The organism is Acutalibacter intestini (assembly GCF_034334985.1).
GTDB lineage: Bacteria > Bacillota > Clostridia > Oscillospirales > Acutalibacteraceae > Acutalibacter > Acutalibacter intestini.
This window is the reverse complement of record NZ_JAWXXL010000006.1, coordinates 125,203-147,474: the sequence shown is the minus strand read 5'-3', so window position 1 is coordinate 147,474 and position 22,272 is coordinate 125,203. Positions and strand designations below refer to the sequence as shown.

21 protein-coding genes are annotated in these 22,272 nt (G+C 55.7%); 6 read left to right on the top strand and 15 right to left on the bottom strand.

Features of this window, described 5'->3' with window-relative positions; translation table 11 throughout:
• Positions 1-97 precede the first annotated feature (97 nt).
• On the top strand, positions 98-1,804 hold the full coding sequence (locus U8U68_RS07215; protein ID WP_322200160.1) for an ABC transporter ATP-binding protein: 1,707 nt from the start codon (positions 98-100) through the stop codon (positions 1,802-1,804).
• Between the two features lie 98 nt (positions 1,805-1,902).
• Here U8U68_RS07215 and U8U68_RS07210 read toward each other — a convergent pair whose 3' ends face one another.
• The 13 genes from U8U68_RS07210 to U8U68_RS07150 form a co-directional block, all read right to left on the bottom strand.
• Positions 1,903-3,213, bottom strand: coding sequence for an S-layer homology domain-containing protein (locus U8U68_RS07210; protein WP_322200159.1), 1,311 nt, complete (start codon positions 3,211-3,213; stop codon positions 1,903-1,905).
• Positions 3,214-3,216: 3 nt separating this feature from the next.
• Entirely contained in the window at positions 3,217-8,166 is a 4,950-nt protein-coding gene (locus U8U68_RS07205; RefSeq protein ID WP_322200158.1) for a M60 family metallopeptidase, read from the bottom strand.
• Positions 8,167-8,549: 383 nt separating this feature from the next.
• Positions 8,550-9,131: a GNAT family N-acetyltransferase gene (locus tag U8U68_RS07200; protein ID WP_322200157.1), complete on the bottom strand. Its 582-nt coding sequence runs from the start codon at positions 9,129-9,131 to the stop codon at positions 8,550-8,552.
• A 43-nt stretch (positions 9,132-9,174) separates the two neighbouring features.
• A complete protein-coding gene (locus U8U68_RS07195; RefSeq protein ID WP_322200156.1) occupies positions 9,175-10,290 on the bottom strand; it encodes a THUMP domain-containing class I SAM-dependent RNA methyltransferase in 1,116 nt (371 codons plus the stop codon).
• Complete coding sequence (gene hpf / locus U8U68_RS07190; RefSeq protein WP_322200155.1) at positions 10,287-10,814, bottom strand: ribosome hibernation-promoting factor, HPF/YfiA family; 528 nt, start codon at positions 10,812-10,814, stop codon at positions 10,287-10,289. Before hpf ends, U8U68_RS07195 begins: the two co-directional genes overlap by 4 nt.
• Positions 10,815-10,971: 157 nt before the next feature.
• Positions 10,972-11,811, bottom strand: coding sequence for a fumarate hydratase (locus U8U68_RS07185; RefSeq protein ID WP_322200154.1), 840 nt, complete (start codon positions 11,809-11,811; stop codon positions 10,972-10,974).
• Positions 11,812-12,322: 511 nt separating this feature from the next.
• Positions 12,323-12,820 carry a S1 RNA-binding domain-containing protein gene (locus U8U68_RS07180; RefSeq protein WP_322200153.1) on the bottom strand — a complete coding sequence of 166 codons (498 nt, stop codon included), beginning with the start codon at positions 12,818-12,820 and terminating at the stop codon, positions 12,323-12,325.
• Positions 12,821-12,883: 63 nt separating this feature from the next.
• Positions 12,884-13,189, bottom strand: coding sequence for an FtsB family cell division protein (locus tag U8U68_RS07175; RefSeq protein ID WP_322200152.1), 306 nt, complete (start codon positions 13,187-13,189; stop codon positions 12,884-12,886).
• Positions 13,190-13,249: 60 nt separating this feature from the next.
• Positions 13,250-13,714, bottom strand: a complete 465-nt coding sequence (gene yabQ, locus U8U68_RS07170) for a spore cortex biosynthesis protein YabQ (RefSeq protein ID WP_322200151.1) — start codon at positions 13,712-13,714, stop codon at positions 13,250-13,252.
• On the bottom strand, positions 13,711-13,980 hold the full coding sequence (locus tag U8U68_RS07165; RefSeq protein WP_322200150.1) for a YabP/YqfC family sporulation protein: 270 nt from the start codon (positions 13,978-13,980) through the stop codon (positions 13,711-13,713). Before U8U68_RS07165 ends, yabQ begins: the two co-directional genes overlap by 4 nt.
• A 59-nt stretch (positions 13,981-14,039) precedes the next feature.
• Positions 14,040-14,285: an RNA-binding S4 domain-containing protein gene (locus U8U68_RS07160; RefSeq protein ID WP_322200149.1), complete on the bottom strand. Its 246-nt coding sequence runs from the start codon at positions 14,283-14,285 to the stop codon at positions 14,040-14,042.
• Between the two features lie 98 nt (positions 14,286-14,383).
• On the bottom strand, positions 14,384-14,665 hold the full coding sequence (locus U8U68_RS07155) for an HU family DNA-binding protein (RefSeq protein WP_322200148.1): 282 nt from the start codon (positions 14,663-14,665) through the stop codon (positions 14,384-14,386).
• A gap of 88 nt (positions 14,666-14,753) precedes the next feature.
• Entirely contained in the window at positions 14,754-16,496 is a 1,743-nt protein-coding gene (locus U8U68_RS07150; protein WP_322200147.1) for a putative polysaccharide biosynthesis protein, read from the bottom strand.
• A 322-nt stretch (positions 16,497-16,818) separates the two neighbouring features.
• Here U8U68_RS07150 and U8U68_RS07145 point away from each other — a divergent pair, with 322 nt between their 5' ends.
• The 4 genes from U8U68_RS07145 to U8U68_RS07130 all read left to right on the top strand — a co-directional run bounded on the left by U8U68_RS07145 (position 16,819) and on the right by U8U68_RS07130 (position 19,411).
• A complete protein-coding gene (locus tag U8U68_RS07145; RefSeq protein WP_322200146.1) occupies positions 16,819-17,658 on the top strand; it encodes a transketolase in 840 nt (279 codons plus the stop codon).
• A gap of 168 nt (positions 17,659-17,826) precedes the next feature.
• Positions 17,827-18,015: a VOC family protein gene (locus U8U68_RS07140; protein WP_322200145.1), complete on the top strand. Its 189-nt coding sequence runs from the start codon at positions 17,827-17,829 to the stop codon at positions 18,013-18,015.
• A 17-nt stretch (positions 18,016-18,032) separates the two neighbouring features.
• A complete protein-coding gene (locus U8U68_RS07135) occupies positions 18,033-18,977 on the top strand; it encodes a transketolase family protein (RefSeq protein ID WP_322200144.1) in 945 nt (314 codons plus the stop codon).
• Complete coding sequence (locus U8U68_RS07130) at positions 18,974-19,411, top strand: GNAT family N-acetyltransferase (RefSeq protein ID WP_322200143.1); 438 nt, start codon at positions 18,974-18,976, stop codon at positions 19,409-19,411. The genes U8U68_RS07135 and U8U68_RS07130 overlap by 4 nt, the downstream gene beginning before the upstream one ends.
• Positions 19,412-19,568: 157 nt before the next feature.
• On the opposite strand, the gene U8U68_RS07125 is transcribed toward U8U68_RS07130, so the two are convergent.
• Together U8U68_RS07125 and U8U68_RS07120 are read right to left on the bottom strand one after the other, a co-directional pair.
• Complete coding sequence (locus U8U68_RS07125; RefSeq protein ID WP_322200142.1) at positions 19,569-20,258, bottom strand: flavodoxin family protein; 690 nt, start codon at positions 20,256-20,258, stop codon at positions 19,569-19,571.
• Complete coding sequence (locus U8U68_RS07120) at positions 20,255-21,655, bottom strand: MATE family efflux transporter (RefSeq protein ID WP_322200141.1); 1,401 nt, start codon at positions 21,653-21,655, stop codon at positions 20,255-20,257. The genes U8U68_RS07125 and U8U68_RS07120 overlap by 4 nt, the downstream gene beginning before the upstream one ends.
• Before the next feature lie 270 nt (positions 21,656-21,925).
• On the opposite strand from U8U68_RS07120, the gene U8U68_RS07115 reads away from it, so the two are divergent.
• Positions 21,926-22,249, top strand: a complete 324-nt coding sequence (locus U8U68_RS07115; RefSeq protein ID WP_322200140.1) for a phenylpyruvate tautomerase MIF-related protein — start codon at positions 21,926-21,928, stop codon at positions 22,247-22,249.
• Positions 22,250-22,272 lie beyond the last annotated feature (23 nt).

Sequence of the window (22,272 nt, the reverse complement as noted above, 5' to 3'; positions counted from 1 at the left end):
GCCAGCCGGCCGTATCGGGGTAAATCAAATTTTTTCCACCGCTGACAGCCGCAGCTGTACTGTTCCCGATACTATCATATTGTAAAGGAGTACAGTAATGCGTTACCTAAAAACTGTTCTGCAAAAAAACCGCTGCACCCTGGCCGTCTGCCTTGGCTTAGGAATTTTTAATTCCTTTATGGCAATTTACAAAGTAAGCTATTTTCAAAAATTGGTGGATGGTCTAGCAGGTGGGAACCTTCCGCTGGGGTCCATTCTCACCTACGGATTAATTATGGCGGTTCTTTACCTGATGAACTATATAGATAATTATCCCAGCGAAAAACTGAGCCACAGCCTGTTTCTAGACTTCAAGCTGCTGGCCTTAGAGAAATCCGGCTCCATCCTCTACGCTGGCTACCAAAAAATTGGTACGGGCCGGCTGGTGCAGGTCATCGAAAATGGCGCCCAGGCTGGCCGGGACATGCTGGCTGGTTTTTGGCTTCAGCTCTTTCGGGAGCTGGCGCCTACTGTGGTTTTTAGCGTCTATTTTATCTGGCAGGCCAGCCCTTTGATTACCTGTGTGCTGCTGTCCGGGTATGCGGTCATATTCCTTGTGACAAACCTTCTGCTGCGTTCCCTCTACCAGCTAAAAGAACGAATTCTCAACAACGAGGAGCTGTTAAACCACTTCCTGGTGCGGGGCTTAATGGAAATGGTGGTCTTTCGCCTGGAGCGGCAGTTCCCCACCGAGTTACAGAAAGCCCGCCGGGCCAAAGGGGACATTGTGGACTCTAAGGTAAAGATGACTCTCATTCACGAGGCTTTCTTTACCATTTTTGTTTTGCTGGTAGCCCTGCTGGATGTGGGCATTCTATGGTTCGCCTGGCACACCCACAGTCTCAGTGTGGGCACTGTGGTGGCCCTAATCTCCCTTATTGAAAGCGCCTACATGCCTATTGCCATCTTTAACGTGCTCTTTGTCCAGTACAAGCTGAACCGGGCCGCTTTTTCTCGGCTCCAGAACTTTTTGGAACAGGAGGACGACCCCCGGTTGGAACAAGGGCTGAAACTGGAAGCGCTGGATGGAGACGTGGAAATTTCTGGACTCAGCTTTGCCTATGAAGGCCGGGACATTTTTCAGAACTTGGATCTACACATCCGGCCCAAAGAAAAGGTGGCCTTTGTGGGCGAGAGCGGCTCGGGTAAGTCCACCCTGGTCAAGCTTTTGGCCGGGCTATTAAAGTATCCGTCCGGCAGCGTCCGGCTGGATGGTCACGAGCTTTCCCTGCTGAACTTAAACAGCCTTTACCAGCACATCTGCTATTTTTCTCAGGACCCGCCAGTGTTTGACGGTACATTACGAGAAAACCTGGTGTTCGACCAGAATATTGCCGATGCCCCTCTGCTGGAGGCCTTGAGACGGGTCCAGCTTTCCCACCTGGCCCAGGGCCCCCAGGGACTAGCCCTCCCCATTGGGGAACGGGGAACCAGCCTCTCCGGCGGAGAAAAACAGCGGCTGGCCCTGGCCCGGCTGCTTCTGCAAAATCCCCAACTGGTTCTCTTGGACGAGGGCACCTCGGCTATGGACAACCTGACTGAAGAATTTGTCATGAACCAGCTGATCTCTCTGCTAGAAAACTGCACCGTGATTGCCGTTGCCCACCGGCTCAGCTCTATAGCTGGCTTTGACCGTATTGTGGTTTTCCGCCAGGGAAGAATCGTGGCCCAGGGCTCCTATCAACAGTTAATGACCCACAGCCCCTATTTTGCTCAGCTGTACACGGCTAGCGTGCGGGAGCCAGACAGTCCATCACTGCCTTAACCATCCGGCGGCGACTCTAGGCTTTACAGCAGTAAAATTAAGAAAAGACCAGCTGATTGACTCAGCTGGTCTTTTTCTATTGATATTGGGCTAATTGGTCATGCGATCTTCTGACAAAAACGGGTGACAATGGCCGCCGCCTCGGCGCGAGTGGCAAAGCCCTTGGGCTCTAGCTTGCCTCCGCCCTTTCCATTAATAAGTCCGGTCCCTACAGCCCAGGGAATCGCCTCTTTGGCAAACTTCGAGACCTGATCTCTATCAACAAACTGCTCCATATTCCCTTGGGCGGACAGATCGTAACCCTTATACTTGGCATAACGGTACAGGATGGTAGCCATCTGCTCCCGAGTAATTTTGTCGTTGGGCCCAAAGCGTCCGTTCCCATAACCATCCACAATGTCATTGGCAGTGGCCCAGGCGATGGGCTCTGTGTACCAGCGGCCAGGGGCCACATCGGTAAACTGGTTGCTCCCCTGTTTGGGAGAACCCTCCAGTCGATGGAGGATGGCCACCAGCATTCCCCGGCTGGTGTGTCCCGCAGGCTCAAAAAGGGTATCGGTACTGCCCTTCATCATGCCCCGGTCATACACATACTGAATATACTCGTAATACCACTTGCCCTCCTCCACATCGGTAAAGGGCATCTTTGGAGACTGCAAGGGCACGAATACCCCTTGCAAGGTCACTGGCGCGGCCGGCATGGTAAAGGCGTACCGCCCTTCCCCCAAGTCCTCCAAGGGCAGCGCTGTACCGTCTGTTTTAGAAACCTTGAAAGACTCCAGCCGGTACCCTTGGTCTGGGGTTGTCTGTACCTCCACTCGTTGGTTTTCCCGGGCGGTGGATGGCGCTGTAACCGTGCCGTGAAGGGCCCCGGACCCAGAGATGCTGTAGAATTCTCCCAGCTCCACGCTATTGGGGTCCCGCGTTACCTCCACCTCCTCCATATAGAAGGAGTTGCCAGCGCCCGGACCATTTTGAATCATATCATAGTCCAGCAGGGCCAGCAGGGCTTTTTCCGGAACCACCCCCTGGCCGTTAGCAGTCAGTTCACCCAAAGCCAGCGTACTCTGGTGGTTCAGAGCGTACGCAGAAACCAGGTACAAGGTCACTGTTGTTTTGCCACTGCTCTGGCTCACCAGGGTGGAAAAGTTCGGACTAAAGCCGTTTTCAGGCTTCAGGGCTACCTCGCTGGGCTGGTAGGTCCCGTTTAGCGTAATTTCCATCTGCACGCCATGAATCACTTTTTCTGGAGCAATGCCTGTCACCGCCAGGACAACATTTCCCTGCTCCGTTTGGCAGTAGGATAGTTGGGTCTTGGAAGCTTCCGCAGCCAGAGACCGCGCCGGCAGCCCCAAAGCCACAGCCGCCGCCAAGGTAACGGAAAGTAGCAAACTAACAATCTTTCTCATAGTTTAGTTTCCCTCCTCCAAACGAATTTCCGGCAAATCTGTGCCCCCGGGACTGTTGGTCCACAGGGTCTGTGCCGTGGTGCGCCTGGGGCCTGCGGGGTTGTTGGGGTCGTCCAGGCAGTCCATTTGTACCATGATCTGGCTGGGCAGCAGGTTTACCCCGTCGCAGTGGGTGGCTCCTTGCAGCTCGGCCTCTTTTTGTACATTGGGAATGAACAGGAACAGCCCATTGCTAATCTCGCTAACCTCTCCGTCGGCTGGCACCTCGGCAAACATTAGGGTCTCGCCATCTATATCCCGCTGAGACTCTTCCACCTTCACCTCTTCTGTGCCATCTTCGTTTACCACTGTTTTGGTAGTGGTAAATTTGCCCCGAACTCGGATAGAATTATAGATGGGATTGCCCCGGTAAGTTCCGGCTATAACCAGAGTACCCTTTTTCACCACCTGCTGGCTGCCGCCCTCTCCATAAGTATAATCCTCTGAAAGCCGCCCTACAAAACCAGAGGCGTCAGTTAAAAAGGCTACGTCATCGCCCACATAGCTTAACAGCCTTACATTAGAGGTTGTAAGGATGCCGCTGGGATCTGTGACCACAATCTTCTTCACATCGTAGGTCCAGATACGGGCATCCCCGGCAGCCGCGCCGGGCTTAGTGAAGTAGTGCAGCACAGCGTCCTTCTCGTCAACAGAGGCCACCCCCTGACCAAAATCTTTCTGGAAGGTAAAGACCTTGCCATCCTTGTCGGTAATCTCCACCGTATACGCTCCAGATGTCGGTACGCCCATGATCTTTAGGCCGGAAACAGCGGTTTCCTCTTCCAGCTCAAACACCAGAGAGCCGCCGGTATTGGCCACCCTGTAGCTGCTGGTGGGTACCGTTTTGTCATAGGCAATGCGGATCTGGTTGGTGCTGGCCGTATGGACCAGATTGCCCAGGGTATCATAGGTTTTCACCGTATAGCTGTAGGTCAGATGGTTGCCCGCGCTGATCTCGTCGGTATACAGCAAACCGCCGCTGAAGCTGTTTTCCGGCACAAAGGCAATGGCCTTATTATTACGAAGGATCTCATATCCCTGCACGTTGGTCCCGCTGCCGGAGAGTTTTAGCTCCACCTGGGTGTCGCCCTTCTTCTCCGCTGTAACCATGAGTTCCGCATAACCTTGAGACGTATTGTTCAGCCGGTTCCTGCGGCTCTGGTCGTTTAAGTACCAGATGGCCCGGGTCTCCTTACTATAGGTGGACAGGCGAGCGAGTACGTTGTCGCTCAGTTTCATGCCCCAGTGGGTGAAAAAGTCCGTCAGATTCCGACCCGCCACGCCGCTGGCGGTAAGCGCCACCTTTTCGTCATAACTCAGATTCAGGCCAGCCAGGTCTTTTAGATATTCCCCAGACTTCCAGGCTTTAAAGAAACGGTTGTAGAAGTCCATGGGCTGGTCCTTGCCGTCATAGGCCAGATGCAGCTGCCAGTACATAGCCAGCTGTACGAACACATCGTTGGAGGCCCCAAGCTGGCCTTGAGCGGTTTTGTTAAACACTGCGGCATACTTTCCACTGTTCTCCAGCCGGGACGGGAGGATATTGGCCCCGCCATCATAGGTCTGAACCATCAGAGAGTACAGGTTATTGGTAATCTCCGCCCGGCCCAGCTTATCCATGTTATGGCCGATCTCATGGGCGATGCCCCAGCCGAACAGACCGTTGGACGTAGCGCCTGAGCCAAGCTGGCTGATAGGCCTACCGCCTACCATGCCCGCGCAGGAATTGTATCCAATACCAATGTGGTTTCCCGCCGCGTACATAAACGCGCCGGAGAACATTTGCATACACCGTACATTCTGCCGGGACTGCATGTCGTTCTTGGAATAGGTGTTGTCAATGCCTTGGGTCGTCTTGCAGATATGCATTAGATCCTCCCAGGCCAGCACCGCGTTAAATAAGCTCTCGCTTTTGGCGCCCAGGGTGGGCGCACTATTCTGCACCGCCAGCGCCGGCAGGGAAAGCAGCATAGTGGGTGTAGAAATTTCCGTGACATTCAGGCAGCTGGTGGTTTTATTAGTATTGTTAAAATTATTTTTTGCCACATAATTTTCCAGCTCTTCCAGGTAGCTGGTAATAGCGTTCCGCTTGGCTGCCTCGGTCATGGCATACCAGTTGGAAAGCTCCAACACAGGGACGTCCGTTGCCCGACGCACGTGCAGCTGAACGTTCTGGGGGTCCGGTCCTGTATAGGTAAAGTACAGGCTGCCGCCCCGCTCGGTATTCTGGCTGCCAATCTTAGGCGTTAGCAGAATGTTCCGGCCATTTTGCACCTCTCCCATGGAGCTGAGCCACTGGGAGGCCTCGGCGTTAAACTGCGAGGCATACACCGTCAGCTTGCCCCCCTGGGGAATGCCCTGGGCATACACAGTAATCTCCTGGTTGGCTTTGGCCGCCACGCCCAGGGGCTGTAGCTCGCTGCCACCCTGGCTGTATTTGGCGCTGTCCGCCCCGCTGCTTCGGGATTGAACTCCATTTAGCATAGCCCCGCTGCTGGAACTGCCGTTCAAAAGCTCCTGGGCCAGGGCCAGCTCGTCTCGCAGAGCCTGAATATGCAGATAATAATATTTTTCATCACTATTGAGCCGAGCCAGCAAGCTGTCGATCTTCGCCTTATCTACCCCAGGTTTTAACTGGGTACGCAGCTCACTGGTAAACAGGCCTGCGATCTCCTCGGGCAGGCAGTGGGCCGGGTCGTACTCCATAAACATCAGCTCCGAGCAGTTCACCAGGTTATAGGCTGCCTGCTCTACGGCCACACTGATCTGCTTTACCTGTTTCTCTGGTCCAAAAGGCAACACCCCAAAGCGTTTACTGGGAATACTGCTCTGGTTGGGAATATTGGGCCAAGTGAGCACGTCCCCGCCGCCGGTACCGCCGTTGTTGTCCTGGCCGCCTCGCTGGGGGTCGGGCACCAGCAAATGGCCCTTCTGAGAAAGGTCCTCTCCCTCGTACCAAACTTGAATGCTATACGCCCGCAGGTAACGGGGATAATTGCCATCCAGCCGAGGCGCCCACAGCACAGCCTGAAGATCCACCGGCTCCTTGAAGGTAACGATTACGTGTTCGTTACCATACCAGTTCCGAGCAGTCCAGTGGGTACGGTAGTCTCCGTCAATGAGATTGTTGGGGGAAAAAGGCGCGGCCTGGGTGTACTCGCCGGGCGCATAGTTATTGGGGTCCGCCAGACGGATGCTCTCGATCTTGGAGCGGTCCAGCAGGCCGGACTTAGGCAGGTCTGCCGGGGGAGAGTAGTCCACTGCCCGGGGGGTCCCCTCGGAAATTCGGGACTGGCCGCTTTTGCCAATCTCGTTGCCAGCCACTACATACACCGAATAGGTAACGCCATTTTTTAGGGAGGGAATATTTACATTGGTGGATACCAGCTGGCCGCCTGCCTGCCGGTATGCCTGCTGAGAATCCTTTTCCTTATAATATACCTCATAAAAAGTGGCAGACTCCGCCGCTTTCCAAGAAACCGCCAAAGCGCTGTCCAGCTCGGTGATAGACACCATATCCGGGGCATTGGGCTTTTTGGCTGGCTGCGGCGTGGCTGAAACCGCCGGGCAGGCCTCGCCGGACCAGCCCTCGGCAGTGGGCGTTACCTGGAACCAATATGTCTTTAGGTTGTCCAGCCCACTAATCTGGGCATAGGGCGTAGTAACATCCAGCGTCTTTACACTTCCCGCGCTGCCGTCGGGCCAATAAGCCACCTGATAGCCGGTGACGTTGGGCAGGCCCCGCCACTTGAGATTTACCAGCTCACTGCCCGCTGTAGCCGTTAGGCCAGAGACCACCCGGTTGGGGGCCACAGGGTTTTCGGGCACAATATCCTTCAAAAACTGGATGGACTCTACAGAGACCGTGCCCGTCTCTGTAGCTGTCACCGTAATGGTGATTTTCTTCACGGGCACTCGTTTGCCTAGAACAATGGTAATGGTGGCGCTGCCCTCCCTGGGGTCAATGGCCCTTACGCCGGCAGGCAGGGCGGTATCCATGGGAATATTCTCCGTCTCTCCAGTGGTATACTCCACTGCCACGGTTCCGGACTGAATGCCCCCCACCCTGGGGGTCACAATGGTCACCTGCTCCATTTCCACCGGCGTGGTAAAGCCAATGGGGAGCTCCACCGATCCCCCGGCAGCGGCAATAGACACCCCAGAGTCCGAGCTCCCGGCGCTAAACAGACCATCCCAGCTGCCCGAAACCAGCTGCACCGCCGACAAGGCGTCCAGGTCCACAGGAGGCGCCAGCAGGGCGCCATCCAGCAGTTCCGCATCTCCCTGGGCCCCAATATTGCAGTTTAGATATGCCAGGTCTACCACGTCAATCTTCTCGTCGCCATTAAAATCATACGTAGCATAGCTGGCTCTGTCTCCAGAGGCCAGATGTTGGGAAAGCTGTTCCCGGTCCGCCGCGTCTACCACGCCATCTCCGTTCACATCTCCAAGGGTAAAGGTGGCGTCTCCGGTGCCCAAGTTTAGGTGGCGGGAGTACTCCCCCAAAACCACCTCTTGGGTGTAGGTTTTATATCCCTGTCCTGTAAAAGTGAGGGTGTAGGTATCTCTGGGCAGATCAAATATGGTAAAAGCAATATACTTGGGCCAGCCGGTGGCGTCCTGGCCGCCATCAGCGTTCCGGGCCTCCAGCGCGGCCTGATATTGCCCCAAGACTGTAGCCTCTGTATCCCACAGTTCAATCTGTCCCAGCTCTTCCTCCCCACGTCGCAGGGTAACCCTTACATCGTGGTTTTGCAGAGCATCCAGGGATTGGGCGTAGTCCAGACGTAACGTGGCCTGAAGCTGCCCGGTAACCAAATCCGCCTGAGGGGTAGCCGCCGCCTGGACCGGTATTCCGGAAAACAGCAGCGCAGCCGCCATAAACGCGGACAAAAGCCTGGTGCGTAGTTTCATGTTCATCTTCCTTTCTACAGTAAGTTGGCGATAGAATACATCGCAGCAAGGAGTTCAACCAAATAATCGCCAAATTTGACAATCTCTGTAATAAAATATTATATCAACTTCTCCTTTGGCTGGCAAGATGCTATTTTGCACAATTTGTCTTTTCTTGAAAAAAGGAAGCCCCTGCGGTACCAGGAGCTCACTTTTTTCTATATCATTCGTTAATACCAAGGACTGCACACAATACCATGTAGAAGCCATTCCACTTTATCGTCTTAAAGGCCCTTAGCTTCGTATTACACAGTCAGATTTTCCATTAGCGGACACAGGCCGCGCACAGTCATTCCCGCAATCAGCAAGCAAATTTTGTGTACTATAACCAAACAAGATAATCCTCAAGGCTCTGGCTGTGAATTCTGCGACACGGCTTTAAAATAGTCCTCTCGCAGCAGGGAGTAGCACACGTCATCACAAATCTTTCCATCAAAGCGCTTACTAGCCCAGGGGACGACCCCCTCCCGGCGGAAGCCGCACTTTTCAATGACCCTCTTTGACCGCAAGTTATCCGCATAGTGGCTAATGCCCATTACATCTACCTTTCGCTTCTCAAAGGCATAGTGCACCATAGCCCCCAGGGCCTCGGTCATATAGCCCTGGCCCCACTGGTCCCGGCGCAGCTCATAGCCTACGGAGAGGCTATTCACATGAAAACGGCGCAGATCCGTTTGAAACTTGATGCGTCCCACCACCTCGCCAGTATCCTTTAGCGTAATGGCATAGCACATCTCATTGCGGACATCCCGGGCCAGCATAGAGGCCGCCTCTTCCAAATTTTGGACTGGCCGGCACCCGGCGGGCGCCATTACCTCCAGGTCTGAAACGATTCTGACATAATCCGCCAGATCTCTGTGCTTCCACCGCCGTAAAACCAGCCGCCTGGTCTCCATCTGGTCCCTAAACCTTTGAAAGAATTTCACCGGTCTCCTCTCCCCTCTGCCACCGGTGCGGCAAAACGCCTGATTATTTCCACTTGAAGTACTGGTAAAACTGACAGCGTATCATCCCATTATACAGCTTCCGGCGCTTGTCCGCCGGCCGGCCGAACAGCGTCTCAAAGGTCTCATCTGGGGTGATCACCCCGTAGCTCCACCCTTGCCGGCGCTGAAACACCCGGCCCATGTCCCGATAGATCTTTGCCGCGGCTTTCTGGTCTAGCAGGCGCTGACCATAGGGCGGGTTGCACACCACGCAGCCAAAGGGGCCCTCTTCATAAAAATCCAGAATTGCCCTCTCTTTCACAGCCACGGCCCCCGCCACCCCGGCACGCCGGACATTTTCCAGGCTTAGCGCCACTGCGGCGGGATCAATATCATATCCCGTGGCGTGAAAACCCACGTCCTGCCCTTCCAAATCTCGGGCCCGGTCCCTTTCCCTCTGCCAAAGAGTCTGGGAAGTTTCCCGCCAGGCCTCTGCCGCAAAGGGCCGGTTTACCCCCGGAGCCTTATTTTTTGCCAGCAGGGCCGCTTCAATAAGCAGAGTCCCCGAGCCGCAGAAAGGGTCAAAGAAACTTCCGTCCGGCCGCACCCGCATTAGCTTGACCAAAGCCGCCGCCAGGGTCTCTTTAATGGGGGCAGCAGAAGAGGCGGGGCGGTAGCCTCTTTTGTGCAGACCCGCCCCGCTGGCGTCTATGGTGATACTCACCTGATCCTTCATGATACGGAACCTCACCCGGTGCTGGGGCCCCTCCTCTGAAAACCATCCCAGCCGGTACCGGGTTTTCAGACGTTCTACAATGGCTTTTTTGATAACGGCCTGGCAGTCTGGCACACTGTGCAGCCGGCTGTTTAGGCTGCTGCCCGTTACAGGAAAAGCGTCCTCTTTTCCCAGGAACTCCTCCCAGTGCAGGGCTTTTACCCCCTGGAAGAGTTCCTCAAAACTTGCCGCCCGGAACTCACCCAAAAGCAGGCCTATCCGTTCCGCGTAACGGCTGTTGATATTGGCCCGGGCCAGCAACTCCGGCCCCCCGGAAAACAGCACCCGGCCGTTCTCCGCCCGCACCTCTTCACAGCCCATCTCTCTTAGTTCTTCTGCCACCAGGCCTTCTACGCCCAGCAGACAGGGAGCGCAATAGTTCATTTCTCTTCCGGCACCAGCAGGCCGTATTCCCCGTTCTTCCGGTGGTAGACCACATTGATTTCTCCTGTCTGGTCATCCCGGAACATAAAGAACTCGTGGTTCAGCATGTTCATCTGCATAATAGCCTCTTCAGCGGTCATCACCTTCACCACAAAGCGTTTGGTGCGGGAAACCGCCAGCTCTTCTTCTGGCTCGTCGTAGTAGGCATCCGCAAATTCCATGCCCGGGTTTACCTTCTTTGCTTTTTCCAGGCGGGTCTTGTTCCGGCGCATCTGCCGTCCCAGGGCGGCCACTACATGATCCAGGGCCTCGTTCATGTCTTGAGAGGTCTCTTCTGCCCGACAGATAATGCCCCTCTGGCGAATGGTTATCTCAACAGTCTGGCGGTTGCGCTCCACAGTTACAGTGACCACAGCCTCGGCGTCCTCGTCGAAGATACGGTCGAATTTGGCCAATTTCTTCTCGGCCAGCTCTTTAAAATTGTTGCGGAGATTCACTTTTCTGCCAATAATGGTAATTTTCATGTTTCTTTCCTCCTTCTATGTCCGCTCCCGCGGACCCACTTTCTATGTATCCATATTTTAGCACAATTTACAAAAGATTGCAAGGCCCAGAGAGAAAACTATTGCTTTTAATTATAGAGGTTTCAAACTCCAGGCTTTCGGCACACAATGCCCTCTCTTACAGCGTAACGGTCTTATGTCTAGTCACGTGGCAGCCCACATTCACTGCCACAGGTAACCCCGCAATGTGAGTGGGGTACGTCTCAATATTTACGCACAAGGCCGTTACCCTGCCTCCAAAGCCTTGGGGACCCACCCCGGTGGCATTCACTGCCTCCAGCATCTTGGCCTCCAGCCCGGCGTAATAGGGGTCTGGGTTCCGCTGGTCCACATCCCGGCAAAGAGCCTGCTTGGCCAGCTGGGCACATAGCTCAAAGTCGCCGCCAATGCCCACCCCCAGCACCACTGGGGGACAGGGGTTGCCTCCCGCCTCTTTTACGGTTTCTGCCACAAAGCGGAGGATGTCCTCCTCTCCTGCCGCCGGAGTAAACATTTTTAGGCGGCTCATGTTCTCGCTGCCAAAGCCCTTGGGGGCCACGGTCAGCTTCAGCTGGTCCCCGGGCACCAGCCGCACGTGCAGCACAGCTGGGGTGTTGTCTCCGGTATTTTCCCTGCGCAGAGGGTCCCCCACCACCGAGCACCTTAGCAGCCCTTTAAGATAACCCGCCCGGACTCCCTGGTTCACCGCATCCTCAAAGCTTCCGTTAATATGTACCTCCTGACCCACCTGGGCAAACACCACGGCCATACCGGTGTCTTGGCAGATAGGGACCTGCATCTCTCGGGCCGCATCCAAATTTTGGGCCAGATCCTCCATCACCGGCTTGGAAATGGGGCTGGTCTCTTGGGTGGCCGCGCCTCGTACCAGAGCCTCCAGGCTAGGGGGCAACTCTCGATTTGCCTCAACACAAAGATGCTCCACCGCTTTTGTGATCTCTTTGGCATCGATCTCTCGCATTTTTGCCTACCTCTATTCCCTTATATTTTTAGCAGTTCTGTCAAGCGTTCCGTGCGCCAGCCCGGCGTGTATGAAAGCTCCGCCAGCTGTTCCTTTGCTAAAGGTATACCCGGCCAGTAGCTCCACCCCTGCCAAATAGCGGCTGGCCTGTCTGCTGGAAAAGGTTTTAGGCAGACGAGTCAGTCTACTATTATAAATATAATATATATTTTTTCTCCTGCTTGTCCAGTACGTAGTGGACCATAGCCCGTTGAACGCACAAAACCCAGGCGTTCCAGGCGGCGCAGAGCCTGCACAGTGGACATGGAGTCGCCGTAAAAGTGCAGAAAGGGGGTGCTAGCATCCCCCACTTGCCCTCTTCATCTTATAGCGCCAGAATCTGCCGGCCCATTTTCCTTACTTTGCAAATTACAACCATCCTTAAAACAAAAACCGGCAGAGCTACCCCCGCCGGTATGTGTTTTGTATCGTTCATGCTTTCTTTCTGCGGCCTGCGGCCAATAGGCCCTCTTTATTGCTTCTGCCCTCTGCGGGAATAACCCCGGCGGCTCTCGTTGCCACGCTTCAGGTCAGACATCTTTTCGTCACTGGTCTGCTTAAAACGGGACATCATGTCCTCAAAGCTTCCGCTGTCGTTGCGGCGGCCCTGCCACTCAAAGTCGCCTGGACGGCCGGGTCCTGGCTGCGGCTCTGGGCGGGGCTGTCTGGGGGGCCTAGGCCCCGGCTTTCTATCTCCTTTTGGCCCCGGTCGGCGAGAACGCTGCTGCTCTTCCGGCGGAAGGGCCTTTTTAATAGAAAGGCTGATCTTGCCGTCTTCGTTAATAGCCAGCACCTTCACCTTTACCACCTGTCCCTCGGTAACGAAGTCCCGAATCTCGTTCACAAAGGTAGGCGCAATTTCCGAGATATGCACCATTCCGGTCTGTCCGCCCTCAAAGCCCACAAAGGCTCCAAACTTTGTAATGCCGGTCACTTTACCCTCATAAATTTCTCCAACCTCAAGCCGCATGATAAAGCGCTATCCTCCTCAAAGATTTTGACTCTTTTCTGTTCTGTCGCCCAGCAAAGAACCTTAGTCGCCGCCTACGTCCACAAACACCCGCTCGTCAGGTCTGGCATAGCCCAGGTCCCTGCGGGCCCGCCGTTCGGCATAGTCCTGTAGGGCCCCTTCTTCGTTATCCAGGGTGTCTTTCAGCTCTTTATTCTTCTGATTTTGGGTATCCAGCAGCTCTTGCAGCTCTTGCAGCTGCTCTCGCTTTTCGACAATCTGGATCTGCCGCTCTACCAGAGACAGAAGCACCACCCCCGCCAAACAGAACACGGCCAGCTTTAGGAGAAAGCCACCCTTATATTTATTGCTGTGTTTTCCTCTGCTCAAAAGCGCTGCCTCCCTCTTGCCAATACGCTGGGTTATCTCCATTCCATTATATACTAGTTTTCATAAGTTTTTCAAGTGCTTTTTGCGATTTTTCTTCCTCGGCCCGAATTTTTTTCTCTTTTTACCGGCTTTTGGGGGCCTAGGCAGCTTATTTTTCAGAAAAACAAAAGCCCTTAGCAGCGGCCTGCCCACCAGCCGCCCAAACAAGGCCCCCAGCTTTGCCCTTAACCATTTTAGGCCCCGGGCCAGCCTGCCCAGCAGCGGGGCCAGGGCGGCCACCATCCCCCAGCCGCCCAAAAGCTGCAAAGACACCTGAAAGAAGCGTAGCCGGCCTTTATCCAAAGCCAGAGCGCACAGAAAGGCCGCCGCGGCGCACACCACACAGAAAAGCACATCCATTATCGCCTGGCAAAACCTGCCGCCCCGCAGCAACAGCCGGATAAGCTGAAGCAGCAGAAAAAACAGCCCCAGCAAAGCGCCGGTTCCCATACACAGGCCCCAGGCGGGCCAGGTAACGGCGGTCATTTAAACAGCCTGCCGAAAAAGGACAGGGCCGGGCCGCTCTCTGTATAAGAAACCGCGCCCACCCTCCCCTTTACCAGCATGTCGCCTGTGTCCGAGTTTAGGCTGTCAATATGCAGGGCCTCGCCCTTAATGTTCAGCTGGCCCAGGTCGGTCTGGGCGGTGATCAGCTCGTCACTGAAAAAATCCACCCGTTTAATACCTGTGGCCGACAGGCGCTCCCGGCCCTCTACTGTCAGACTGTGCTTTTTTACCGGCTGCTCCGCCATATGCTCCATCCCCTTCCATTGGGAATGTATATGCTAAGGCCAGGGCCGATATGACGGGTTTACTCCTCGATGATCTTATAGAGGTCCGCCGCAGCTTCTTTGCGCACTACCTCCGCCACCGAGAGTACCTGGGCCTTTAGCACCCGCTCCCCCAGGTGCAGCTCCAGCACGTCGCCCTCTTTTACATTATAAGAGGCACGGGCAATATTTCCATTCACCAGCACCCGGCCCGCGTCGCAGGCCTCGTTGGCCACCGTGCGGCGCTTAATCAAGCGGGAGATCTTTAGATATTTATCCAGTCTCATAAAGTATCACCTTTTTAAATTTTTTATCTTGTTGCACAGTATCTTTTCCCCAGCAAAAAAGGGCCAGCCACCTTTGCGGCCCGCCCTTGTGCCATTTCTTACTTTTTACCGTTCACCGCGTCCTTCAGACCCTGGCCCACCTTAAAAGCAGGAGCTTTCGAGGCGGCAATCTCCATGCTCTCGCCGGTACGGGGGTCGCGGCCAAAACGGGCGGCGCGCTCGCGCACCTCAAAGGTGCCGAACCCTACCAGCTGCACCTTATCCCCTTTTACCAAGGCTTCGGTAATGCTGTCTACTACGGCCTTCACCGCGGCGTCGGCATCTTTTTTAGTCAGGCCGGATCTCTCGGCCACATCTGCGATCAGCTCGGATTTGTTCATAGTCTGGCTACCTCCCAAAATTAGTCCGTGCGCCCACAACTAGGCCCACGGCTTTTTTCTATTCTGTCAAATAACATTTGCAATCATATCACATCCATCCCTGTTTTTCAAGCATTTTTGCAATTTTTTGTCCCTTGGGCAGCATGATCAGATCCTTTTTCGCCAGAGACCGGGTGGCCAACAGCCCCCAAACATATACTGCCGCCCCACAAAAGATCGCGGCCCCTGTAGAAACCGCCCGACCCAGGGCCAACTTTTCCAGGCCCAGATGCGCCCCCCAGGCTGCCAACCCGCATAAAACCGCGCAGCCCAGGGGCTTTAAAAACAGCCGCCCCACTGAAAACCGTACCCCCGTGACCCGCCCCAGGCACCACAGCTGGGAGGTTACCAAAAACAAATAACACAAAAGTGTGCCTGCCCCGGCCCCTTGAATATTTACCTGGGGCACACCACACAGCAGCCAGTTCACCCCCACCTTAATGGCCATGGCCCCGGCCAGCAGCTTTACCGGCAGGTCCGCCCGGCCAGCAGCTTGCAGCATACTGGACACTGGTGTGCTTAGGGCGGCGAACAGGGACGCAGGCCCCAGGGTCAGCAAAACCCCGGCCACAATGGGGGTGGCTCCGCCCTGTCCATACAGCAATTCCGATATGGGCCCTGCCAGGGCCGTAAGTCCCAGCCCCGCCGGAAAACACACCAAGGCTGTGATGCCCAGCACAGACTCCATGCGCTCCTTCAGCTGGGGACGGTCTTGCCGGGCCCAGGCCTCGGTTACAGCAGGCAGGGCACTCATGCCAATGGCCTGGGTCAGGGCGGGCACCAGCAAGTACAGGGTCATGGCCAGGGTATAACAACCATAGAGGAAGGTGGGTACCGACTGGGGGTGATCCAGGTATACCTGGGGGATCATCCCCTGGTAAGCCCCCAGCAGCGCCTCTGGCGCCCCTTCCATCAGCCCGGCCAGGCGGCTTTGGAGAAAAGTGGCATCTATTAGCCCAGCCGCGTTCATGGTAATGGACCCAGCCGCCACCGGTCCGGTAATACGCAGCAGGGCCTTGGCTGTTTGGCCCCAGCTTTTGGCCGGGGGCGACTGCCGCAGCCCGCTCATGGCGATACCGTCGCCTTTCAGCTTCCAGCGCAGACTCATATACAGCAGGGCCCCCAGAGACCCCGCCGTTACCCCCAGCACAGCCCCAGCGGCGGCAAAGGACAGAATAAGAAACTGGGCCTGGTCCGCCCCCGCCGCCTTTATTCCCAGTACGGTACCCTTTTGGGCAAACTCTTTGCCGCCCCATGCCACCACCAGGTAAGCCGCCCCCAGCCCCAGTACCAGCTTCACCGCTGCCTCAATGATCTCAGATACCGCTGTGGGCGTCATATCCCGCAGACCTTCATAGTATCCTCTGTACACGGCCCCGGCACAGGCAAAGAGGATGGCCGGGGTCAAGGCCAGCATGGGGGGCAGGGCGTACTGGTTTCCGGTGACCAGACGGCAATACAGGGGAGCCAGCAGGGTCACCAGCGCCGCGCCCCCAAATCCGAACAGAAGGAAAATGGGCCCAGCGGTAGATTTCACGGCCCGCACGTCGTTCCAGCGGCCCAGAGAGGCGTTTTCGCTGACCAGCCGGGATACTGCCACTGGAAAACCCGCAGTAGCCAGGCTAAAAATGGGGCCATAAAAATTATAAGCCGCATTGAATAGACCCATACCGTACTCACCGATCACATGCTGTAAAGGGATTTTGAACAGCGCTCCAATGACCTTGACCACAGCCATGCCTGCGGTCAAAATCACCGCGCCATATAAAAAGCTCTGTTTTTTCTGCTTCAAAGCATCATCTCCAGACGTCTAAGTAAGGGCGTGGGCTTTTTTTCAAGAGGTAAAATAGGGGGAGAATTTACCTGTTCCAGCACATCCAAGGCTTTGGAAAAAAGGGCGGGGTAAGCGCCCATCCAAAGCCGCGAACCCACCGGCAGGCTGGCGGAACCCCCAAATCCCTGAAAAAGGCTTGGCTTAACAATATATATTCACCGGTCCAACTCCCAATTGCTTTTTCTTGGAAAACATTGTATAATATTTTTCGAGCAGAAATGTCTTTTAAAAAAAGACAGACTACTCTATGGATCCATCTACAACGGAAAGGATTGAGCATATGGACGCAGAAAAAATCAAAAGCCTACGGCGCACCGCGGCAAAGGTCCGCATGGGTGTTGTGGAGGGCGTGTACAACGCGAAGTCCGGCCACCCGGGCGGTTCGCTGTCCGCCGCCGACATTTTCACCTACCTGTATTTTCAAGAGCTGAACATCGACCCACAGAATCCCAAAGCTCCCGACCGGGACCGCTTTGTCCTCTCTAAAGGCCACTGCGCCCCAGGGCTGTATTCTACCCTGGCCCAGCGGGGGTATTTCTCCCCTGAGGAGCTGAAAAAGTTGCGGCATATTGGCGCCATGCTCCAGGGCCATCCGGATATGAAAGGCACTCCCGGCGTGGACATGAGCACCGGCTCTTTGGGCCAGGGAATTTCCGCCGCCGCAGGCATGGCCCTAGCTGCCAAGATGGACCATAAGGGCTACCGGGTGTACGCCCTCTTGGGAGACGGAGAAATTCAAGAAGGGCAAGTGTGGGAGGCCGCTATGTTTGCCGCCCACCACGGGCTGGACAACCTGTGCGTGGTAGTGGATTCCAACGGCCTACAGATAGACGGCGACGTAAACAAAGTGGCGGGGATTGAGCCACTGGACCAAAAGTTCCGTTCCTTTGGCTTCGAGGTAGTTCTGGCTGACGGCCACGATTTTGAGAGCTTAGAAAAAGCTTTTGCCGCTGCCCGGGCCTGCCAGGGCAAGCCCTTTGCCATTATCGCCAAGACTACCAAGGGTAAGGGCGTTAGCTTTATGGAAAACCAAGCGGGCTGGCACGGCAAAGCCCCCAACCAGGAACAGTACGAGACCGCCATACAGGAGCTAAACCAGGCGCTGGAAGCTTTAAATTAGCAAAAGCCGTACAAAAATGTTTCAGCTACGCTGTATCACCAGTCTCTCTCCGGCTCCGGAAGAGCTGGCAAAATTTTATGAAACAGTGTTTGAGACAACCGCCAACCAGCTGGTTCCCGCCTGCTGGGGCGTAACTTTCGTTTTCACCCACACCAGCAAAAAGGCGACGTGCCTGCCGGCAGCTTCGGGCTGGAGTTTGAGGTGGAGGCCGTGGACGCCCAGTACAGCCGGCTTACCACCGCCGGACCGCGGCCCAGCGCTCCGCCTGCCGCCCATCCCTGGGGCTGGCGGGCCTTTGGAATAATGGACCTGGAAGGGGACCACCTGGACTTGGTACAATATGTAGGGCAAGAATAGAAAGGAAGGCTGTGTGAATGGCTGATATAGTTAAAAAAGCGACAAGAGAGAGCTTTGGCGAGGCCCTGGTAGAGCTGGGCCGGACCAACCCGGACATTGTGGTGCTGGTGGCCGACCTGGCCGACGCCACAAAGGTTGAAAACTTTGGCAAGGCTTACCCGGACCGCTTCATCGAGTGCGGCATTGCGGAGAGCAACATGGTGGGCGTGGCCGCGGGCCTGGCCAGCTGCGGCAAGATTCCCTTTGCCACCAGTTTTGCCATGTTCTCGGCAGGCCGGGCCTTTGAGCAGGTGCGCAACTCTGTGGGCTATCCCCACCTGAATGTAAAGATCGTGGGCTCCCACGCGGGTATTTCTGTGGGCGAGGACGGCGCCACCCACCAGTGCTGCGAGGACATCGCCCTTATGCGCTCCATCCCCGGCATGGTAGTGCTGAATCCTGCCGACCACTATGAAATGTTTGCCGCCGTAAAGGCCGCTGTAGAGCACCAGGGCCCGGTATACATTCGCCTGGGCCGCCTGGCGGTGGAAAGCTGTAACAACAACGGGGACTATCACTTTGAAATTGGCAAGGGCATTACTCTGCGAGAGGGCGCAGATCTTACCGTTATTGCCACCGGCCTGATGGTAGGCGAAGCCATCAAGGCCGTGGACGCCCTAAAGGACCAGGGCGTTCACGCCCGGCTGATCGACATGCACACCATCAAGCCCCTGGACAAGGACCTGGTGGTAAAGGCAGCCAAGGAGACCGGCCGCATCGTCACCGTGGAGGAGCACAACGTCATCGGTGGTTTGGGCGAGGCTGTAGCCGCCTGCTTAGGCGAGGAGTGCCCGGTTCCCTTAACCCGAATGGGTGTGCAGGATGTGTTCGGCCACTCGGGCCCCGCGGTAGACCTGCTGAAAGAGTTCGGCCTGTGCGCCCAGGGCATCGAAGCCACCGTCAAAAAGGTGTTGGGCAAGTGACATCTGTAACTGTCCGGGAGGCCGCTTTTGCCGACGCCGGGACCCTGGTCCAGCTCAACCGTATCTGCATGGGCTATGACTATCCCGCAGAAAAAGCCGCCGCCCAGCTGGAAACGCTGCTGAACAGCGGCCGGGATAAAATCCTGGTGGCAGAACGGGAGGGCCGGGTGATGGGCTACGTCCATCTGGTGGACTACAACCTGCTCTACGCGGACCCCATGAAGAACGTCATGGGCATTGCCGTGGACCCGGCCTGCCGCCGCCAAGGCATTGGCAGGGCGCTGCTAAAAGCTGGCGAGGCCTGGGCCAAAGAAACCGGCGCGGCCGGGGTGCGGCTGGTCTCGGGCGAAAGCCGGGCGGACGCCCATGCCTTTTACCGGGCCCTGGGGTACACAGGCACAAAGATGCAGCTCAACCTAAAGAAAATGTTCTAAAAGAGAAAAACCGAGCGGAGCCAGGACGGCTTTGCTCGGTTTTAATTGATTTCAGGGGGTTTTTAAAGAAAGGGATCTATTACCGGGGGTGCTGGTTCCCCTTGGGAAACGGTCCAGCGCCGGCCGGGCCGGCAGACAAAACCCAAAAGCCCCGTCGCTACCAGGGGCGGCATCCCTTGGTCCAGCCTTTCTCTTTCCAATACGCCGCATCGGCGGGATTCCAGGCAGCTTTCTTCTGCATCCATCCCAGCACCAAAAAGTACAGTCTGGTTTTCAGTCCTGGCTTTACCCGGCCGTTCCTCATTAAGAGCTTTTTTGCCAATTGGTCCGTTTTCCGCCGGGCCTGGTCCTTCTTTTTGGGGCTCACCCGTTCCCAGGCAGTCTCGGCCACGGCCAGCCCCAAACGCTCTATCCGGCCCACGCCCCAGTAAAAGAGGCTATGAGCCATATCTTGATTGGCGGAGCTCATCCCCGCCCCTGCCGCAGTGGAAACCGCCACGGCCTGCTTGACAAACATACTCTCCTGGGGGCGGTGCACCATCCAGCGGTAGCCGTAGTGGTCCAGCAGGGCCTTCATGGCCCCGGTGACATGGTACACATACACGGGACTTGCCAGAATGATTATATCCGCGCCATCCAGGGCCCGGGTAATGGGCAAAAGCTTCTGGTAGTGGGGACACTGGGTCTCGGACTGGGTAAAACACGTACAGCAGCCTGTGCAGAAGCTGCCGAAATCTCTGGGCAGGAAAAATTCCGTTATCTCGCCTCCCAGTTTTTCCGCCAGCATCCAAGCCACATGGTATGTAGAGCCCCGGTGGTTCTGCCCGTGCACAATCGTAATTCTCATGCGCCCTGCCCTTCCTTTGTCAACTCCAGCCGCTTCATGGCGTTTTTCTTAATGATCATGTAGCAAGGCCAGCCAATAAGTGCCGTAATCACCCAGGTCACCGGGTAAGAGAGGAACAGCACCTCCCACAGGGGCCAAACGGCAAACACAGTATATACCCATACTACCCGCAGAGCGCACACGCCAAAAATGGTAATGACCATTGGGGTTAGGGAAGAGCCCAGACCCCGCATGCCGCCCACAAAGATGCCCATAGCCCCGCATGTAAAATACGTACAGCAAATTACCAGCAGCCGCTGACGGCCATAGGCGATTACCGCTGGGTCCGAGGAGTAGATGCCCAGCAGGGGGTTGGCGGCCAGATACGCCCCCACCCCCAGCACCAGGCCCACCCCAGTAACCAGGCCCATGCAAATCCACATCACTCGTTTTACCCGGTCCAGCTTTTTGGCCCCAAAGTTCTGACCCACAAAACTTTGCACCGCCTGGTTAAAAGCGTCCATAGCGGTCCACACAAAGCCCTCAATATTGGCCCCCGCAGTACTGCCCGCCATAGCCACCGAGCCAAAGGAGTTTACTGTGGACTGGATGAGCACATTGGAAATGGAGAACATAGCCCCTTGAATCCCCGCCGGAATGCCGATACGAGTCATTTCCAGTAGTTTGCGTTTATAAATGCGCAGATGCCGCAGGTCCAGCCGATACACACTCTCGCTGCGCACCAAACAAAGGAGCACCAGCCCCGCCGAGATGCACTGGGAAATCACCGTGGCCAGGGCTACCCCCGCCACTCCCATGTGCAGGGCAATGACAAAAAACAGGTTTAGGATGACATTTACTACTCCAGCCGTTAAAAGGAAATACAGGGGGCGCTGGGTGTCCCCCACTGCCCGCAGCACCGCCGCGCCAAAGTTGTACAGCATGCTGGCAGGCATGCCCGCGAAAATAATGCGCATGTATAGCACCGACTGGTCAATAACATCCTCCGGGGTATCCATCATTTGCAGCAGCGGCCGGGAAAGACTGATGCCAATAAAGATCAGCGCTATGCCACAGCCCCCTGCCGTAAGAATGGCTGTGTGCACGGTCTCGGAAAGGTCCTTGCCCTGGCCCGCCCCGTAGTACCTGGCCACCAACACATTGACCCCAATGGACAGGCCAATGAACAGGTTGACGATTAAGTTATTCAGCGCCGAGGTAGACCCCACCGCGGCCAAAGACTGGTTCCCCGCAAAGCGGCCTACTACTACAATATCCGCCGCATTAAACAGCAGCTGCAAAATGCCCGAAAGGGCCAGCGGCACCGAAAAACGCACCAGCTTACCCAATAAGGGCCCCTCTGTCATATTGATCTCAAAGGAATTGCGCCGCATTCGCGGCCTTAGCTTAAATCTCATGTTAAATCATACGCCTCTTTCAAAAAATACTTTCCTAAACCCTATGCTCATAGTTGCATATTATACTATTGCTTCGGGGGGTTGTGCAAGCCCTTTTTGGCATTTAAGTAAAAAAGTGAAGAAAAAAGGCGAAATCTACCGGAAATATTGTAGAGGTTTCTCTCCCGTTCTTTGGAGGAAAGCTAAGGAAGCGCTTGCTATTTCCACCATTATGGGGTATACTGGCAGTGATTAGAATTACCATGCTGAAACGCGAAAGGATGATAAATCATGCCATTTATGGACATCAAAGCCAGCTGCCCGGTCAACTCCCAGCAAGAGGTTCAGTTAAAAAGCGCCCTGGGCCGGGCCATTGCCCTTATTCCCGGCAAAACGGAAAGCCACCTGATGCTTCGGGTAGAGGACAACTGCCGCATGTGGTTTGCCGGGGAACAAGAGGGGCCCATTGTTATGGTGGAGGTGGCCATCTATGGCAGTGCCAGCGCCCAGGCTGTCTCGGACTTTGGCCGAGAGGCGGTGGCCTTGATTAAAAAAGAACTGGGCGCGGCCCATGTATACCTAAACCTGCGCCAGTCCACAGATTGGTCATTTTAATAAAAAGGAAAAAGGAGATTTTG

Excerpts from the sequence above, each read along its gene's own strand:
- U8U68_RS07215 (WP_322200160.1), top strand. The coding sequence starts at position 98 with ATGCGTTACCTAAAAACTGTTCTGCAAAAAAACCGCTGCACCCTGGCC.
- U8U68_RS07210 (WP_322200159.1), bottom strand. The coding sequence starts at position 3,213 with ATGAGAAAGATTGTTAGTTTGCTACTTTCCGTTACCTTGGCGGCGGCT.
- U8U68_RS07205 (WP_322200158.1), bottom strand. The coding sequence starts at position 8,166 with ATGAAACTACGCACCAGGCTTTTGTCCGCGTTTATGGCGGCTGCGCTG.
- U8U68_RS07195 (WP_322200156.1), bottom strand. The coding sequence starts at position 10,290 with ATGAACTATTGCGCTCCCTGTCTGCTGGGCGTAGAAGGCCTGGTGGCA.
- hpf (WP_322200155.1), bottom strand. The coding sequence starts at position 10,814 with ATGAAAATTACCATTATTGGCAGAAAAGTGAATCTCCGCAACAATTTT.
- U8U68_RS07185 (WP_322200154.1), bottom strand. The coding sequence starts at position 11,811 with ATGCGAGAGATCGATGCCAAAGAGATCACAAAAGCGGTGGAGCATCTT.
- U8U68_RS07180 (WP_322200153.1), bottom strand. The coding sequence starts at position 12,820 with ATGCGGCTTGAGGTTGGAGAAATTTATGAGGGTAAAGTGACCGGCATT.
- yabQ (WP_322200151.1), bottom strand. The coding sequence starts at position 13,714 with ATGACCGCCGTTACCTGGCCCGCCTGGGGCCTGTGTATGGGAACCGGC.
- U8U68_RS07165 (WP_322200150.1), bottom strand. The coding sequence starts at position 13,980 with ATGGCGGAGCAGCCGGTAAAAAAGCACAGTCTGACAGTAGAGGGCCGG.
- U8U68_RS07160 (WP_322200149.1), bottom strand. The coding sequence starts at position 14,285 with ATGAGACTGGATAAATATCTAAAGATCTCCCGCTTGATTAAGCGCCGC.
- U8U68_RS07155 (WP_322200148.1), bottom strand. The coding sequence starts at position 14,665 with ATGAACAAATCCGAGCTGATCGCAGATGTGGCCGAGAGATCCGGCCTG.
- U8U68_RS07145 (WP_322200146.1), top strand. The coding sequence starts at position 16,819 with ATGGACGCAGAAAAAATCAAAAGCCTACGGCGCACCGCGGCAAAGGTC.
- U8U68_RS07135 (WP_322200144.1), top strand. The coding sequence starts at position 18,033 with ATGGCTGATATAGTTAAAAAAGCGACAAGAGAGAGCTTTGGCGAGGCC.
- U8U68_RS07125 (WP_322200142.1), bottom strand. The coding sequence starts at position 20,258 with ATGAGAATTACGATTGTGCACGGGCAGAACCACCGGGGCTCTACATAC.
- U8U68_RS07120 (WP_322200141.1), bottom strand. The coding sequence starts at position 21,655 with ATGAGATTTAAGCTAAGGCCGCGAATGCGGCGCAATTCCTTTGAGATC.
- U8U68_RS07115 (WP_322200140.1), top strand. The coding sequence starts at position 21,926 with ATGCCATTTATGGACATCAAAGCCAGCTGCCCGGTCAACTCCCAGCAA.